This is a genomic window from Duganella rivi (genome assembly GCF_009857435.1).
In the GTDB taxonomy this organism is placed as follows: Bacteria; Pseudomonadota; Gammaproteobacteria; order Burkholderiales; family Burkholderiaceae_D; genus Rugamonas; species Rugamonas rivi.
On sequence record NZ_WWCK01000002.1, the window covers coordinates 456,082 to 472,070 of the forward strand.

A 15,989-nucleotide genomic window follows, 5' to 3' on the forward strand; every position below is an offset into this window, starting at 1 on the left:
TCTGGCAAGATGTACATAAAAACATGCCACGATGACCAAGAAAAGCGCCCCTCCTGCCGCCTCTACGCTGATGCCCATCGTGGGCATCGGCGCGTCCGCGGGCGGGCTCGATCCGATCTGCGAGTTCCTGGTCACGGTGCCGCCGGAAAGCGGCTTCGCTTACGTGGTGGTGCAGCACCTTGATCCGCTGCACAAGTGCATGCTGCCGGAACTCCTCCAGCGCATGACCACCATGGTCGTGTGCGAGATCGAGGACGGCATGGCGGTAGAGCCTAACCGCGTCTACGTCATCCCGCCCAATCACGATCTCAGTATCGAGCACTATCACTTCGCATTGCATCCGGCCAGCGGCCGGCGCGGCCACCACCTGCCGATCGATACCTTCTTCAAATCGCTGGCGGTGCACAGCCGCGATATCGCAGTTGGCATCGTATTCTCGGGCATGGGCGCGGATGGATCGCTGGGTATGAAGGCGATTCGCGACAACGGCGGCTTGACGCTGGCGCAGTTGCCATCGTCGGCGCGCTTCGATCCGATGCCGTCCAACGCCATTGCCGCGCGCGCGGTGGACATGGTGGAGCTGCCAGACCAGATGGCGACCCGCATCGCCGAGTGGTGGAGCACGCAGGAATCCGGCCTGCCGGAACAAGCATTGATTCAGCGCGAGGGCTTGCAGCAGCTGTTCCAGCTGCTGCTCAAGCAAACCGGCGCCAACTTCTCCGACTATAAACTCAGCACGGTGCTGCGCCGTATCGACCGCCGAATGAAGCTGCGCCAATGCGGTTCGCTGGCCGACTACGTGAAGTTCATGCGCGCCAATCCGGCCGAGGTGGAGCTGCTGTTCAAGGAGCTGCTGATCGGCGTGACCAACTTCTTCCGCGACCCCAAGGTGTGGGAATACCTGATGAACACCGCGCTGCCGCAGTTGATCGCCGAGCACCCGGACGGCGCGTCGTTCAAGGCATGGGTAGCGGCTTGCTCCACCGGCGAGGAGGCATACTCGCTGGCGATAGCCTTCAACGAAGTGCTGGAACGCTTGCGGCCAACGGCACGCTACACGCTGCAAATTTTTGCCACCGACCTGGATGACGACGCGGTAGACCAGGCGCGCCAGGGCGTGTTTGGCGCTGACATCGAAGCGGACGTTGCGCCGGAGCTGTTGCAGCAGTACTTTATGCCATTCGAGAAGGGCGGCTACCGTGTCCGCAAGGACGTGCGCAACATGATTATCTTCGCGCGCCAGAACGTGATCTCCGATCCGCCGTTTACCAAGCTGGATATCCTGTGTTGCCGCAATCTGCTAATCTACTTCACCGCCAAATTGCAGGAGCAGTTGATCCCGCTGTTCCACTATGCCTTGCGCACCGGCGGCCTGCTCATGCTGGGCAGTGCCGACACGCCGGGCCATTTCAGCGAATTGTTCACGCTCATGCCGGGCGCAGGGCGCATCTACCGGCGGCTTGACGCGTCGATTCATCGTGTGGCTAACTATTTTCCAACGCGCGTCAGCAACGTGTCGGCTCCCACTGTTATTGAACCCATCAATCCATCCATGAACGGTAATCTCCAAAACCAGGTAGAGCAGCAACTGCTCAAGAAGCACGTGCCGGCTGCGGTACTGCTGAACGCCCATGGCGATATTCTCTACATTCACGGCCGCACCGGCGCCTATCTTGAACCGGCGGCGGGCAAGGCCAATTGGAATATTCACGCCATGGCGCGCGACGGCTTGCGCCACGAGATGGCCGAGCTGCTCAAGCGCTCCACGCAGGAGTCCGGCATGATCACGGTGCGGGGCTTGATTCAGCGCGATGAAACCGGCAAGGGATCGCACGCGCTGGACTTGACGGCTGAAGCGATGCCGGAAACCGGCCCTTTGCCCGGTACTGTGCTGCTGACTTTCGCCAGCGCCCCGCTGCCGCCGAAGAAGCGCCGCACGCGCGCTACCAATCCGTATGTGCTGGAATTGGAGCAGCAGCTGGCGCAAGCGCGTCTGGAAATTCAAGCGGTGCGCGACGAGATGCAAGCCTCGCGCGAAGAACTCAAGTCGGCCAACGAGGAACTGCAATCGACCAACGAAGAGCTGCAGTCCACCAACGAGGAACTGACCACTTCCAAGGAAGAGATGCAGTCGCTGAACGAGGAGCTGTACACGGTTAACGCTGAGCTGCAATCGAAGGTGGATGACCTGTCGCTGGTCAACGGCGATATGAAGAACCTGCTCAACAGCACCGACGTGGCGACCATCTTCCTCGATAGCGAATTACGGATCCGCCGCTTCACTGACCAGACCACGCAAATCTACAAGCTGATACCGAGCGACGTCAATCGTCCTTTGAGCGACATCGTGAACGATTTGCTGTACTCTGACCTTGAGGAAGATGCGCAGCACGTTTTGCGCACGCTGGTGTTCTGCGAAAAGCAGATCGAAACCCGCAGCGGCGGCTGGTACACCATGCGCATCCGGCCTTACCGGACGGTGGATAATGTGATCGACGGCGTGGTGGTCACTTTCATCAATATCAGCGAATTGAAATTGCTGGAAGCCCGCGTGCTGTCCTTGCCCAAGGAGTCTAATCGCAAATGACCAAGCCCTCGCGCCCCGAGCTGGATCCCGGCCAGCTGCGCGAGATCGCAGAGAGGACGGCGGCATCACGCTCGGAGCAGCCGCCGGCCGATGCCGGCAGCGATCAACTTAAACATTGGCATGAGCTGCAAGTCAGCCAAATCGAACTCGATATGCAGCATCAGGCCTTGGCCGAGCTGCAAAGCGAGCGCGATGAAGCCGACATCATGCGCGGGCGCTACGCGGAACTGTACGACCAGGCGCCGGCCGGCTATGTGTCGCTGAACGGGGACGGGGTGATTATTCGCGCCAATCTGGCGGCCGGCGAACTGCTGCAATGCGCGCGCGATGCCTTGATCGGCAAACGCCTCGAACAATTCCTCGCGCCGCAGGCGCAAGCCGGCTTGCGCCGCTTTCTCGCCAACTTGTTTGAAAGCGGCGCACGCGCCGTGATGGAAGCGTCGCTGTTCGATCCGGCCGCGCCAGACGGCGCCTCGGCACAGCGGCGCGCGCGCATAGAGGCCAACCTCGATGGAGAGGCGCATAAATGCCGCATGATCCTGACCGATCTGAGTACGGCCGACGTGCGCGACGCCGCGCGCTTGCGCGCCATGTGGGTACTGGACAATATCAACGAGGGTGTATTGGTGTGCGATGTGGAGCAAAACATCGTCTCGGTCAATCACGCCTTCACTGCAATCACCGGCTACGCGGTGGAGGAAGCGCTGGGCCGTAATCCGCGCTTCCTCGGCCGCCAGAGCGCACATCCGCCGGGCTACCATGCGGCCGCCATGCAGCAGCTGCGCACCGAAGGGCGCTGGCAGGGCGACGTGTTTAACCGCCGCCGCGACGGCACGCCTTATGTCGCGCATATGTCGCTGACGGTCATCCGCGACGATGGCGGTGCGATCAGCTATTTCATCGGCGTGTTCTCGGACGTGACGGCGCAGCGCGAGGCCGATGCCGCACTGCGGCGCTGGTCGGAAGAGCTGGATGCGCGCGTGGCCGAACGTACCGCTGAGCTGTATGAGTCGCGCGAGCAGTTGCGCAAGCTGGCGGTGCACCTTGAGGTGGTCAAGGAGGAGGAGCGCAAGCGCATCGCGCGCGACGTGCATGATGAACTGGGCCAGAATCTGCTGGCGCTGCGCATTGATATGTCGATACTGAGCGCGCGCACCAGCGCGCGCAATGGGCTGCTGCACCGGCGCGTCGGCGCCGCGCTGGAAAATGTCGATGCCACGATCCGCAGCGTGCGCGGCATCATGAACGAGTTGCGGCCGCCGGTGCTGGACTTGGGCTTGCAGGCGGCGCTGGAATGGCAGGCCGCAGAATTCCGCAAACGCAGCGGCCTTGTTTGTGCATTGGCGCTGCCGGGCGAGGAGGCGCTGAGCGGCGTCACGCCGGATATGGCGACCGTGTTGTTCCGCGCCGTGCAGGAAGCGCTGAGCAATGTGCGCCGCCATGCGGCCGCCACCCGGGTCGAGATCGTGCTGGCGGTGGATGGCGGGCGCTTGGCCCTGAGCGTGGCCGATAACGGTGTCGGCATGGCATCATCGCGTGATGAGCGGGGCGGCGGCGACGATTCATTTGGCTTGATCGGCATGCGCCAGCGCGTCGCGGCGCAGGGCGGCCGCCTGGATGTCGCCAGCCCGGCAAGCGGCGGCTGTAGGCTGACACTGAGCTTCGATTTATAATACCGGCGCCGTAATTCACTCAGGGGCCTATCTTGTTAAAAAAATTAGTCATTCCAGCAGCGCTGCTGTGCGCCACGAGCGTGCACGCGGACGAAGGCCAATGGCAGCCGTACCAGCTGCCGCAATTGAAATCCGAGCTGAAACGCGTCGGTATCGCCATCCCGGCGGAAAAGCTTGCCGATTTGTCCAAGCACCCGATGAGCGCCATCGTGTCGCTGGGTGGCTGCTCGGCGTCGTTCGTGTCGGACGCGGGTCTGGTGGTCACCAATCACCACTGCGCGTATGGCGCGATCCAGCGCAACTCGACCCCTGAACACAATTACATCGCCAATGGCTTCCTCGCCAAGACCCGTGCAGCAGAACTGCCGGGCGGCCCGAATACGCTGGTGTACGTGACCGACAAGGTGGAAAACGTCACTAGCCGCGTGCTGAAGGACATCACGCCATCGATGAGCGGCAAGCAGCGCAGCGAAGCGGTAGAGAAGGCGATCAAGTCGCTGATCGCCGAATGCGAGAGCGATAAGTTCTATCGCTGCTCGGTGCCGGCTTTCCACCGCGGCCTTGAGTACTACCGCATTCGCCAGATGATGATCCGCGACGTGCGCCTGGTGTACGCGCCGGCCAACTCGCTGGGCGACTTCGGCGGCGATATCGACAACTACGAGTGGCCGCGCCACGTGGGCGACTACTCGTTCCTGCGCGCTTACGTCGGCAAGGATGGCCGTCCAGCCGATCCGTCGCCGGACAATGTGCCATACAAATCCAAGGACTTCCTCGTGGTTTCGGCCGAAGGCTTGAAGAATGGCGATCCAGTGCTGCTCGCCGGTTATCCGGGCCGCACCAGCCGCTACAAGCTGCCATCGGAAATCCGCTACGCGCGCGACGCCGCTTATCCAGCCAAGGCTGCCGAGATCCAGTCGGATCTGGACGTGATTGCGGCCGCCTCGAAAGACAGCGAAACCAACACCGTGCGCTACGCCAGCGTGGTTAAGAGCCTTAACAACGTGATGAAGAAAACGCGCGGCCTGATGGACGGCTTTGCGCGCAAGGACATCGCCGCCATCAAGGACGTGCAGGACGCCGAGTTCCGTGCATGGTACGCCAAGCAGCCTAACGCTTCCAAGGCGCTGCTGACCGAACTGGATACGCTGATTGCCGCAGATATCGCCCTGAGCGACGAGGAATTCGGCTACAGCGTCGCCACCACCGGCGATCTGCTGAAATCCGGTTCGACCCTGTATCGCCTGGCGCAGGAGAGCGCGAAGCCGGATGCGGAACGTGAAAGCGGCTACCAGCAGCGCGACCTCGGTTTCATCAAGGCGCGCCTGAATCGCCTTGAGCAATCGTACGTGGGCAGCGTTGACCAGGCGCGCTTCACTGCGGCCTTGCAGCGTTACGCCAAGCTGCCGAAGTCGATGCACGTAACCGGCCTGGATGCGCTGCTGCCGACTGTGGATGCCGTGCCTGCACTGTTCGCACAGTCGCAGCTTGGCGACACCGCGCAGCGCCTGTCGTGGGTAGGCAGGGATGCTGCAGCTATTACTGCATCGGACGACGCCTTCCTCAAGCTGGCGGTGAAGATCGACGGCGTGGCGCAGTCGCTGAAGGAACGCCGCAAGGAATTGGACGGCAATCTGGAACGCGTGATCCCCCAGTACATGGAAGCCGTGATCGCGTGGAAGAAGTCGCAGGGCAAACCGGTGTATCCTGATGCGAATTCGACGCTGCGCGTGACCTACGGCACCGTGTCGCCGTACTCGCCGAAGGATGGTCTGACCAAAGGCCCGTTCACCACCATCGAAGGTATCGTTGAAAAGAACACCGGCAAGGAGCCGTTCAATGCACCTGCCAATCTGCTGGAAGCCATCAAGGCCAAGCGCTACGGCCAGTTCAAGGATCCGATCCTGGGCACGGTGCCGGTTGACTTCCTGACCAGCGCCGATACCACCGGCGGCAATTCCGGTTCGGCGGTGATGAACAAGAATGGTGAGTTGATCGGCTTGAACTTCGATTCGACCTACGAGTCCATCACCAAGGACTGGTACTTCGACCGCGACATCACCCGCGCCATCCACATGGATATCCGGTATATGCTGTGGGTGATGTCGGAAGTCGATCACGCCGACAATCTGCTCAAAGAAATGACCATCAAGTATCCGAAAAAATGAACACAGTGACGCTCCTGCTAACGAGTTGGATAAATACTGCAAACATGCCGCTGCACCTGGCAGTATTTGCCACGACTCCGCTGGAGCTGCTGTCGTTCTTGCTGTCTGTGGCGACGGTATGGTTCAACATCCGCCAGAGCCATTGGGGCTGGCTGTTTGCAATCATCTCGTCGGCCACTTACGGTTTGGTGTTCTTTGGTTCGCGCCTGTATGGCGACATGGGCTTGCAGCTGGTGTTCATTGCCGTTTCAATCTTCGGCTGGTATCAGTGGCTGCACGGCGATGATAGCCATGACAAGCTGCCGGTGACATCGCTCGACACGCGCGGCCGCTGGACTGCCGCCGCCGCGTGGCTGGGCGGCTTTGCCGTGCTGGCGTGGTTCCTCAAAACTTACACTGACACCGACGTGCCGAACTCGGACGGCTTCCTCACCGCTGGTTCGCTGGTTGGCCAGCTGCTGCTGTCGCGGAAGAAGATCGAGAACTGGCACGTTTGGATCATCGTCGATATTCTGTACGTAGCTTTGTACCTGCATAAGAACCTGATCCTCACCGCGATCTTGTACGGCGTGTTCGTCGGCATGGCCGTCATCGGCCTGCGCGCATGGAGCGGTGATACGCACACGGGCGGCCGCCGCCTGGCAATGGAATAAAATCGGAATGAAGCGTATCGCCATCCTCGGCACGGCGTCGTCCGGCAAGACCACGCTGGCCGCTGCGCTGGCCGAGCGTTATAGCACCGTGTGGGTGCCCGAATATTTGCGGGAGTTTGTCGACACGGTAGAACGCGTGCCGGTGGAGGCGGATCAGATTCACATCGCCCGCACGCAGCTGGAGCGCGAGGCCGAAGCGGCGCCGCGCGCACAGCAATTTCTCTTTTGCGATACTACGCCGCTGATGACGGCGGTGTACAGCCGCCACTATTTCGGCGGCATCGACGCGCAGCTAGCGCCGCTGGCGGATGCCCATCCGCAACGCTACGACCTCACGCTGGTAACAGCCGCCGACATCCCTTGGGAGGCGGACGGTTTGATGCGGGAAAACGAGGAAGTCAGCATCATCATTAACCGCATGCTGATGGAAGAATTATGGGCACGCGGAATCTCCTACGTACCGATTGGCGGCAGCATCGAACAGCGCGTCGCGCAAGTGGCGGACGCGCTGGCCGGGCTTTAAAGGTCGAACTGCGCCGAGATGCGGAAGGTGCGCGAGGCACCCGGCATCAGGTAGCCGCCCAGGTCCGGCGTGACATCGCGCCAGTAGAACTTATCAAACGCATTGTCGATACCGGCGCGCAGCGTGGTGCCGACGTTGCCGATGCGGGTGGCGTACGATGCGCTCAGGTTCACCACGTGGTAGCTCGGCACGAACACCGAGTTGGCCGCGTCGAAGGCTTTCTTGCCGGAGAACTGCCAGTTGGCGCCGACCTTCAATCCATCCACTTGCGGCACTGCGTAATCCGCGTACACAGACGATTTGAACGCGGCGACATCGGTCACGCGCTTGCCATCCAGTTCTGCGGAGCCGGTGTCATTCTGCTGCGTGTTCAACCCGGTGGCCGAAATTCCTAGCGTCAGATCGCGCGAGGCACGGCCATTCAGCGCCACTTCCAAGCCGCGGTTCTGCGCTTCGCCATTGCGCACGAAATAGTTGCTGGCGTCCGTGTATTCCAAGCCCTTGCGGATCTGGAACAGGGCCACGCTGGCGCTCAGGTCTTGGCGGATGTCGGCTTTCACGCCGACTTCCACTTGCTTCGACTTGCCCGGCTCCAGTGCGCGATGCTCGTTCTTGGTGCCCATCGGTGCCACACCGCCGTGCTCAAGGCCTTGCGAGTAGGACGCGTACATCGATACGTTAGGACGCACGCTGTACACCAGCGCCACGTTCGGCAGCCAGAATCCGATGTCGGTGTGGGCGAAGTCGCCGCCGTCGGTCAATTCATCGCGCTTGACCTTCACGTAGCGTGCGCCGGCGTGCAGTTTCAGTTGTTCGTTCAGGCTGACGATGTCTTGTGCGAACAGGGCGCGTTCGTTGTCGCGGCGGCGTTCGGACACAGGGCCGCTGTCGCCCGGCGCAGGCGCCACCACCACGGGATGGTAGATATTGCTGACGCCCGACCAGTCGTACAGGTAGTCGCCCCATTTTTCGCTGTTCTTGAAGAACGACGCGCCGACGGTGAGATCGTGCTTGATCGAGCCGGTGGCGAAGCGGCCTTGCAGCAGCGCTTGCGCGGTCAGCGGCGATTTTTTCTCGCCCTTGCTGATGTAGTTATAGACGTCGTAGTCGCCATTGCCGCAGTAGCCTGGGTACAGCTCTTGCGCGGAGCAGCCGTAAGGGAAGGCAGTGTAGTCGTCGCGCTTGAAGTTATGCTGATTGGCGCTGATGGTGGCGCTCCACTCCGGCGAGAAGGTGTAGGCGAAGCGGACGCCGACGTTGCTGCTGGTGGTTTCGACAGGGCGGCTCCATGGCTGGTCGTTGAGCAGCACGTCCGCATCCACCACCGGCAGGGTGGTGCCGTTCAGCAGCTGGTAGCCCGGCGCGGTGATCTGCGATTTGCGCTGGTAGTCGCCGTCGATTTGCAGCAAGGCTTGCGGCGAGATTTGCCAGTCGAAGGCGGCCGAGACGAACTTGCGGTTGCCGTCCGCACCCTTGATGTACGAACGCAGGCGCTCGGCGGCGGCGTTGATGCGGTAGCCGAAGCGGGTGTCTTCAAAGCGGCCGCCCATGTCGACCGCGCCGTACAGCGTGCCGCGCTCGCGGGTTTCCAGCACCACGCTGCGCAGCGGCGTGTCGGTTGGACGCTTGGTGACGTAGTTGACAATGCCGCCCGGTGCGCTGACGCCTGCCTGCAAGCCGGACAAGCCTTTCAGCACTTCGAGACGTTCTTTATTCTCCAGCGGGATTTGCGTATCGCCGGCGATGGCCATGCCATCCTTGCGGTAGCTCGATGCGTTATCGAGCTTAAAGCCGCGGATCGAGAACTGCTCGGCGTAGCCGACGGCGTTGTAAGCATCGCTCAAGCTGGCGTCGAATTTTGCGGCGTCGGTGGTGGAGCGGATTTGCAGATCCAGCATTTGCTGCGACGTGAGCACGCTGACCGAAGCCGGCGTTTCCAGCAGCGGGGCGTTGGTGAAACCTGCTACCGAAGCCGAGGTGGCGCGGTTTTTCGTGGCCGTGACGACGACTTCCTGCATGGTTTGCTCAGGTGCTGCGGCTTCTTCCGCGCGCGCGGCGGCGGAAGTCATCTGTAAAACCGCCAAGGCGATGGCGGACACTGCAAAGTTTGGTGTGGACATATTTGCTCTCTACTTGTTCGGCTGGATGCCGACGAAGAGAGCCATCAAAGGAGGGGAGAACCACTTTTGCGCTTTCCTTCGCTGGCATTATCCAGATCAGGTACGAAGGGTATCTCTCACCCGGAAACGACGTTCCCAGGACCCCTAGCGAGGCGCCAGTGTAACACAAGTGTCATGAGCACCCTTTCGGCGATGGCGTGCGCCGCGTTTTGCGCGGCGTGGCTACACTGCGGACTTGCGCCGCTGGGCGCTGATGAAAGGGTGTGAATGAAGCAGTCGTATCAAGAGGGGAGCTGGTTTGCCGTGCCGTTGCTGGACGGCGGCTATGGCTGGGGTTTGGTGGCGCGGCTATCGCCCGGCAGTAAAATCATGCTCGCGTATTTGTTCGGCCCCAAGCTGGCGCGCCTGCCGTCCGTGGAGGAGCTTAATACCTTGCGGCCGCAGGATGCGGTGAAGGTGCTGCGTTGCGGCGACATGGCACTGGCCAGCGGCCATTGGCGCGTGCTGGGCGAGATCGACGTGTGGGATCCGGCCATGTGGCCGGTGCCGCAATTCCTGCGCCGCGCCGATGCGCTCAAGCGCGCGTGGCGCGTCACCTATGCCGACGCGGATCCGAGCCGCTCGGAGCGCGAGGAGTCTGTACCCTATGAGACAGAAGGCCTGGAAGCCGATTCGCTGTATGGTTACGGTTCGGCGGAGCTGTTGTTGACCAAGCTGCTGGAAGGCCCGGATCATCCCATCAACCGCGCACCGGCTAATCGCAGTTGACGTTCCACGCGGCGTACTCGCCGCGGTGCTTGCGAACGGCGACGCGCACACGGGTGTCGCGGTCACTTTCGAACACCATGCCGACCATGTGCGGTGCGCCGTTGGCCGGCGGTGCCGGTTCGACGGCGCTCAGGCGGAAGGTGAGGGCGCGTTGGCGCGCGCAGCCCGAGTTCCCTGCGAACAGAAGGCGTGCACGCAGCAGCAGATCGCGGTGTTGGCGCAACAGGGCAGTGGCGTCCTCGTTGGAAACGGCGGGATTCATTTTGACGGTGTACTGCGCGGCGGTGCAGATGACTTTCGGCGTCGCCAGCCAGATGTACCATTCCGGTTCGGCGGCCGACGGCGTCCAGCGCTGGCCCTTGGGCGCTTTGGCGTCATAGATGTAGCTGGTGCGGACTTGGCGGCACAGTTCCGGCGAGTGGTGGCGCGGCGAAGAATCCACGCGCGCGATCACGTGCCATGGTTCGCCGCGACGGCGCTGGATGTCGAAGGCGGGCGCGAACAAGGACGGGCCGCCGCTAACTTTTACTGGTACCTGTTCACGATAATACTCGTCGAAGGAATTGCGCTCCTCGGTGGTCGGCTCGCGCGTTTGCACGGCCGGTGCGGCTGATGCGGTGAAAGCAGCGCAAGCACCCAGCAGCGCGGCGCTCAAGATCAAATGCCGCATCACAGTGCCTTCATCACAATCTGGATCAGCAGGCCACCGCCGTCGCGGTTGCGTACATTCAGTTCGGCGTTGTGGCGGCTCATCACGCGTTCGACAATCGCCAGCCCGAGGCCGGCGCCGTTGGCCTGGCCGCGTGCCGTGTCCAGACGCGTAAAGGGTTTGAGCAGCTGCTCGATCTGCTCCGGCGGCACGCCGTTGCCATGATCCTGCACCTCGATCGTTATGCGCTTGGACGTGTGCATGCCTTTAACGCTGCACTTGATGTCAATCTCCGTCACGTCGCTGCCTGGTGTTTTGCCGTAGCGGCGCGCATTCTCAATCAGGTTGTTGATGACGCGCTTGATGTCCGTGGCGTTGCCCATTGCGTGCGCACCCGGCGCGATGTCGGTGTTGATGCGGACATCGGGCAGGCGCGAAGCCTCGTGCGCGGTGTCGCTCAGCAGTTCGCTGATGTTCACGTTGATAAAGCTGGAAGCCTCGGTCGGCTTGGCGTAATCAAGGAACTGGCCGATGATCGCATCCATCTGGCCGATATCCGACTGCATGCCTTCGCGCGCGTCATCCGACAGGTTGGCCATCTCTACTTCCAATTGCATGCGTGCCAAAGGCGTGCGCAAGTCGTGCGAGATGCCGGCCAGGATCACGGCGCGATCCGATTCAACCTGTTGAAGATCGTCGACCATTTGATTGAAGCTGCGATTGGCCTCCATGATTTCGATCGGGCCTTTTTCCGGCAGCGGAGCGGGGCGCTTGCCCTGCGCGAAATCACGCGTCGCCTGCGTCAAGCGGCGCAGCGGCAGATTAATCAGGCTGGAAATGAAGGCCGCGCCAAGCAAAGACACCACCGACACCACGCTGGCCCAGCCCAGCCACTGGATGCCGGTCAGGCCGCGGATGCGCTCGCGCTCCAGCATCAGCCAGTACTGGTCATCGTCGATGTTGAAGCTGACCCAGAAGCCGGCCACGCCGTTCACCTTGGAGGAGAAGCGCGTGTCCGCGCCCAGCTTGGCCTTCACCAGCTTTTCGATATCGGGCATCAGCGCGTTGTCCGCAGGCGGCTCGACCTTGTCGTCCTCCTCCAGCGGGAACACGCGAATGCCTTCGTTCGACACCAGTTCGAACAGCAGCTCGCGCCGCAGTTCCGGCGCGGAGTGGGTGAGGGCGGCATGCGTAATGGTGACCACCGAGATCACCTGCGCGGAGATTTGCTGTACCTGCGGCTCGTGCTGCACCACGCTGATCATGCCGACCCATGCCGTCATGCTGGTGGTGGTGAGCGCGCCTAGCAGGAAGAAGGTGCGCCAGAATAAGCCGCTTTTCAGGCTGGCGATGCGCAAGGAAAACGGCAACTTCATATTAGCGAGGCTGCCCCTCCGGGATGAACACGTAGCCCAGGCCCCACACGGTCTGGATGTACAGCGGGCTCGAAGGATCCGGCTCGATCAATTTGCGCAGACGCGAAATCTGCACATCCAGGCTGCGGTCGAACACCTCGTATTCGCGGCCGCGCGCCAGTTCCATCAGCTTCTCGCGCGACAGCGGCTGGCGCGCATGGCGTGCAAACACTTTCAGCACCGAGAATTCGCCGGTGGTCAGCGGCACGGTCTCACCGTTTTTCTTCAGCGTGCGCGTACCCAGATCGAGCACAAACTGGCCGAATTCAAAGCTTTGCGGCGTTTCCGATGGCGCGCCCGGGATCTCATCAGGGCCGCGGCGGCGCAGCACGGCGCCAATGCGCGCCACCAGTTCGCGCGGATTGAATGGCTTCGGCAGGTAATCGTCCGCGCCCATTTCCAGGCCGACGATGCGATCCACGTCCTCGCCTTTTGCAGTCAGCATGATGATCGGCGTTTGATCGCCGGCGCCGCGCAGGCGGCGGCAGATCGACAGGCCGTCTTCGCCCGGCAGCATCAAATCAAGCACCAGCAAGTCGTAGCGCTCGCGCAGCCACAGCTTGTTCATCGCGGTCGCGCTTTCGGCGGTGAAGACGTTGAAGCCTTGCTCGGTCAGGTAGCGGCGCAGCAGGTCGCGCAGGCGGACGTCGTCGTCGACGACCATGATCTTGGCGGCGTGGCCGTTGGAACTGGCGGCGTTGTTGCTGGATTCGGTCGGTGTGCTAGTCATTTGTTAGCCAGATTTGTCTTATTCATGTTGCTATGGTAACGTCATATTCGTCCTGCGAAAACGCGCGCGGGACGACCCATTACAAATTATTACAAACTTTACCCAAATAGCCTTACCCCCTCGGTCAAAGCATCATACACTGCGGGCATAGATTCAGCTCTTTAGGAACGCCATGTTCATCGATCACAAAAAAATATCCGCGGCAGCTAGCGCATCTTTTTGCGTTCGAATCATTTCGGCTTCCGCATTGGTGTGCTGCGCCTCGCTGGCGCAAGCCGATGGCGGCGATGGTCCACAGCGCCGTGAACAACCGCAGCACCAGCAAAATGGCGGTCCGCGCGGCGATCAGCGCGCGTCGGACAATCGTCAGCTCGATCCGCGCAGCTACGAAGCACGCGCCGAGGAACAGCGCCGCGCCATGCAAGAGGCCAGCCGCAACGCTGAACTGAATCGCCGTGTTGGCCGCATGACGCCGGACGAGCGCCGCGACCTGCGCCGCCAGATCAACGAGGTCGGCCAAGACCTGTACGCGAATCCACCGCGCCGCTAATTTCCGTTAATTGGTAGATAATTAAAGATAACAATCCGCTAAAATTGTTATTTGAATGGTATTGATTTGTATCAATAAATTCACAGTTGTGCCGTTTTCGGCATCAAATTTTCATCTTTTTGCATGGTCTGCGTGTAAGATAAATTAATTACACGCAACGCCTTTCGGCCAGCGCGTGCCGTTTGGAGGAAGACCGTGGTTCAAGACGTTGCATCCGCAGCGCCAGCCGCCGACGAGGAGCCAGAAGCTCCAGGTGCCGGCTTGCCTATTGGTTTGGGAAAGCTGGCGGACGGGATATACATTGATCTGAGTATGAGCAAACCGGCGCTGGTCGCTGCGGTGACGCACGTATTTCAGTCGGGCTGGTTCTTCGTAGGGCTCGATTATCCTGCGCTGATGAAGGCGCTGTACGATGTCGGCCCCGATCTTGGCGATAAACAGGCGCTCCGCATTGCCGACGACGTGCGCGTATTCGACGGCAACCGGCTGGCGCTGTACAAGTCGCCGAAGATGAGCCTCTCGTACGCCGAGTACTACTTCCAGCAGCTGTACCAGGAAGAGATCACGCTGCCCGATGGCACCGTGATTCCCGAACGCCCGGTGCATCTCGACATCGACGAGTTCATCGCCGATATGTGGAACAAGGGCGTCCGCTTCGGCATCGACGTGGCGGCCGTGAAGGCGGCCATGGCCTCGGCCAAGCCCGATCGCATTACCTTCGCCACCGACCTTGAGCCCGAGAAGGGGCAGGACGCCACCGTGGTGGAGGTATCTTCCGATCTGCATCGCAGCAATGCGCCGAAGGCGCGCGCCGATGGCCGCATCGATCTGCAAAGCTTCCAGAACCGCTTCCCGCAAATTAAGGCCAACATGCAGCTGCTGAAAAAGCTGCCGCCGATACCGGGCTTGCCAGGCTTTGACCTGGCGGGCCGTAAGACCGATCCCGAGCCGCCTAAAGATCTGACACTGCGCTTCCTCGCCGGCGAAGGCACGGAAGCCAAGATGTTCGAGGACGGCGAGTACCTGGTCTCTACGCGCGAAGGCTTCTTGAGCGTGGACTCGAAGTCGAACCGCATTTCCATCACCGATAAAATCGTCAGCCTTGAAGGCGTGAGCGGCCGCACTACCGGCAACCTGGAACTGACCGGCGCTTATGAGGAATTCGGCGACGTGCAGGAGCAGCGCGACGTCAACGGCGGCGACATCACGGTGCACGGCCATGTCTACGGCAATATCAATTCGCGCGGCGGCACGGTGGTGCTGGATCAGAATCTGGTTAACGGCAGCGTGCATAACGAGGCCGGGAATATCAACATCGCCGGCGTGGCGTCCAATTCGGTGATCTATGCGGCCAATGGCGCCATCACGCTGAATCGTGCCGAGAACTGCGTGATCTCCGGCTCCATCGTTAAATTGGTTGAAGCCTCCAACTGCGAAATCGTCGCCGATGAATTGTTCATCGAAGTGGCGGAAGGCTGCGCCATTGCCGGCCGCAACGTGGAACTGGAAAGCGCCGGCCCGCGCCGCCGCACGGAGATGGTGATCTACGTGCTGGTGAAGGATGTGACGCAGTTCGATCAGGAGATCGCGGAGCTGGATCAGCGGGTGGCCGCTTTCGCACAAGCGAATGAGGCTAATCAGCAGGAGATCGATACGCTGTCCGCGATGCCGGACGTGCGGCGCTATCTCGCGCTGGCCGCCAAGCTGCGCACGCAGGAATTGGTACTGACACCAGAACAGGGGCAGCACCTGCGCAAGATCGCCGGCGCGGTGGCGGAGGAGGTGAAGGCCCTGCAAAAGCTGCAGCAGGATTTGCAGGCAGGCCAGACGCAGCACAAGCTGCTGACGGATCGCCTGGCGCGCGTGATCGAGCAGAAGGTGGAGGCGGCGGGCATTGCGCGCTGCGGCCTGCACATGGTCAGCGGTGAGACCATGGTGCGCACCATGCCGTTTGCAGCCGATACCACGGCCATCCGCGCGCTGCCGCCCAAGGATCTGAAGGCGCGCTTGCGCGGCACGCCGAGCGGCGGTGAGCTGTTGTTTGCTGAAAGCGCGGGATCGCTGGACTGGCACTTGAACCCGCGCCAGCGGCCTGTGTCCCCTTGAAGCGGCTGGCGCAAGCCCTGCGTAACATGCTAATCTTGGGCTAACAT

The 15,989-nt window shown here is 61.5% G+C and carries 12 protein-coding genes and 1 riboswitch; of the genes, 8 read left to right on the forward strand and 4 right to left on the reverse strand.

The genetic code is table 11. From position 1 onward, the window contains the following. Positions 1–31 precede the first annotated feature (31 nt). The 5 genes from GTP45_RS06620 to GTP45_RS06640 are packed head-to-tail and all read left to right on the forward strand — an operon-like array spanning position 32 to position 7,604. Positions 32–2,587 (forward strand): chemotaxis protein CheB, encoded by a 2,556-nt coding sequence (locus tag GTP45_RS06620; protein WP_229258357.1) that lies wholly within the window; start codon positions 32–34, stop codon positions 2,585–2,587. Then, complete coding sequence (locus GTP45_RS06625) at positions 2,584–4,260, forward strand: sensor histidine kinase (RefSeq protein ID WP_161013082.1); 1,677 nt, start codon at positions 2,584–2,586, stop codon at positions 4,258–4,260. Before GTP45_RS06620 ends, GTP45_RS06625 begins: the two co-directional genes overlap by 4 nt. A gap of 32 nt (positions 4,261–4,292) precedes the next feature. After that, complete coding sequence (locus tag GTP45_RS06630; protein ID WP_161013083.1) at positions 4,293–6,428, forward strand: S46 family peptidase; 2,136 nt, start codon at positions 4,293–4,295, stop codon at positions 6,426–6,428. A gap of 44 nt (positions 6,429–6,472) precedes the next feature. Beyond that, a complete protein-coding gene (gene pnuC, locus GTP45_RS06635) occupies positions 6,473–7,081 on the forward strand; it encodes a nicotinamide riboside transporter PnuC (RefSeq protein WP_161013084.1) in 609 nt (202 codons plus the stop codon). 7 nt (positions 7,082–7,088) lie between these two features. Then, positions 7,089–7,604, forward strand: coding sequence for an AAA family ATPase (locus tag GTP45_RS06640; protein WP_161013085.1), 516 nt, complete (start codon positions 7,089–7,091; stop codon positions 7,602–7,604). Here GTP45_RS06640 and GTP45_RS06645 read toward each other — a convergent pair. Then, positions 7,601–9,724: a TonB-dependent siderophore receptor gene (locus GTP45_RS06645; protein WP_161013086.1), complete on the reverse strand. Its 2,124-nt coding sequence runs from the start codon at positions 9,722–9,724 to the stop codon at positions 7,601–7,603. The two genes, GTP45_RS06640 and GTP45_RS06645, sit on opposite strands and share 4 nt — an antisense overlap. A 56-nt stretch (positions 9,725–9,780) precedes the next feature. Beyond that, a riboswitch (TPP riboswitch) is annotated at positions 9,781–9,880 on the reverse strand. A gap of 111 nt (positions 9,881–9,991) precedes the next feature. Here GTP45_RS06645 and GTP45_RS06650 point away from each other — a divergent pair. Next, on the forward strand, positions 9,992–10,492 hold the full coding sequence (locus GTP45_RS06650) for an Imm26 family immunity protein (RefSeq protein WP_161013087.1): 501 nt from the start codon (positions 9,992–9,994) through the stop codon (positions 10,490–10,492). Here the strand turns inward: GTP45_RS06650 and GTP45_RS06655 are convergent. Genes GTP45_RS06655 through ompR form a run of 3 tightly spaced genes read right to left on the reverse strand, consistent with a single transcriptional unit; the run spans position 10,479 to position 13,286 of the window. Beyond that, positions 10,479–11,162 (reverse strand): hypothetical protein, encoded by a 684-nt coding sequence (locus GTP45_RS06655; RefSeq protein WP_161013088.1) that lies wholly within the window; start codon positions 11,160–11,162, stop codon positions 10,479–10,481. The two genes, GTP45_RS06650 and GTP45_RS06655, sit on opposite strands and share 14 nt — an antisense overlap. Beyond that, positions 11,162–12,517: an ATP-binding protein gene (locus tag GTP45_RS06660; protein ID WP_161013089.1), complete on the reverse strand. Its 1,356-nt coding sequence runs from the start codon at positions 12,515–12,517 to the stop codon at positions 11,162–11,164. Before GTP45_RS06660 ends, GTP45_RS06655 begins: the two co-directional genes overlap by 1 nt. A 1-nt stretch (position 12,518) precedes the next feature. Continuing rightward, on the reverse strand, positions 12,519–13,286 hold the full coding sequence (gene ompR, locus GTP45_RS06665; protein WP_161013090.1) for an osmolarity response regulator transcription factor OmpR: 768 nt from the start codon (positions 13,284–13,286) through the stop codon (positions 12,519–12,521). A 250-nt stretch (positions 13,287–13,536) separates the two neighbouring features. Between ompR and GTP45_RS06670 the strand changes: the two genes are divergently transcribed. Then, positions 13,537–13,836: a hypothetical protein gene (locus GTP45_RS06670; RefSeq protein WP_371874424.1), complete on the forward strand. Its 300-nt coding sequence runs from the start codon at positions 13,537–13,539 to the stop codon at positions 13,834–13,836. Positions 13,837–14,148: 312 nt separating this feature from the next. Continuing rightward, entirely contained in the window at positions 14,149–15,942 is a 1,794-nt protein-coding gene (locus tag GTP45_RS06675; RefSeq protein ID WP_161013092.1) for a flagellar assembly protein A, read from the forward strand. Positions 15,943–15,989: the final 47 nt, after the last annotated feature.

Excerpts from the sequence above, each read along its gene's own strand:
- GTP45_RS06620 (WP_229258357.1), top strand. The coding sequence starts at position 32 with ATGACCAAGAAAAGCGCCCCTCCTGCCGCCTCTACGCTGATGCCCATC.
- GTP45_RS06625 (WP_161013082.1), top strand. The coding sequence starts at position 2,584 with ATGACCAAGCCCTCGCGCCCCGAGCTGGATCCCGGCCAGCTGCGCGAG.
- pnuC (WP_161013084.1), top strand. The coding sequence starts at position 6,473 with ATGCCGCTGCACCTGGCAGTATTTGCCACGACTCCGCTGGAGCTGCTG.
- GTP45_RS06640 (WP_161013085.1), top strand. The coding sequence starts at position 7,089 with ATGAAGCGTATCGCCATCCTCGGCACGGCGTCGTCCGGCAAGACCACG.
- GTP45_RS06645 (WP_161013086.1), bottom strand. The coding sequence starts at position 9,724 with ATGTCCACACCAAACTTTGCAGTGTCCGCCATCGCCTTGGCGGTTTTA.
- GTP45_RS06650 (WP_161013087.1), top strand. The coding sequence starts at position 9,992 with ATGAAGCAGTCGTATCAAGAGGGGAGCTGGTTTGCCGTGCCGTTGCTG.
- GTP45_RS06655 (WP_161013088.1), bottom strand. The coding sequence starts at position 11,162 with ATGCGGCATTTGATCTTGAGCGCCGCGCTGCTGGGTGCTTGCGCTGCT.
- GTP45_RS06660 (WP_161013089.1), bottom strand. The coding sequence starts at position 12,517 with ATGAAGTTGCCGTTTTCCTTGCGCATCGCCAGCCTGAAAAGCGGCTTA.
- ompR (WP_161013090.1), bottom strand. The coding sequence starts at position 13,286 with ATGACTAGCACACCGACCGAATCCAGCAACAACGCCGCCAGTTCCAAC.
- GTP45_RS06675 (WP_161013092.1), top strand. The coding sequence starts at position 14,149 with ATGAGCAAACCGGCGCTGGTCGCTGCGGTGACGCACGTATTTCAGTCG.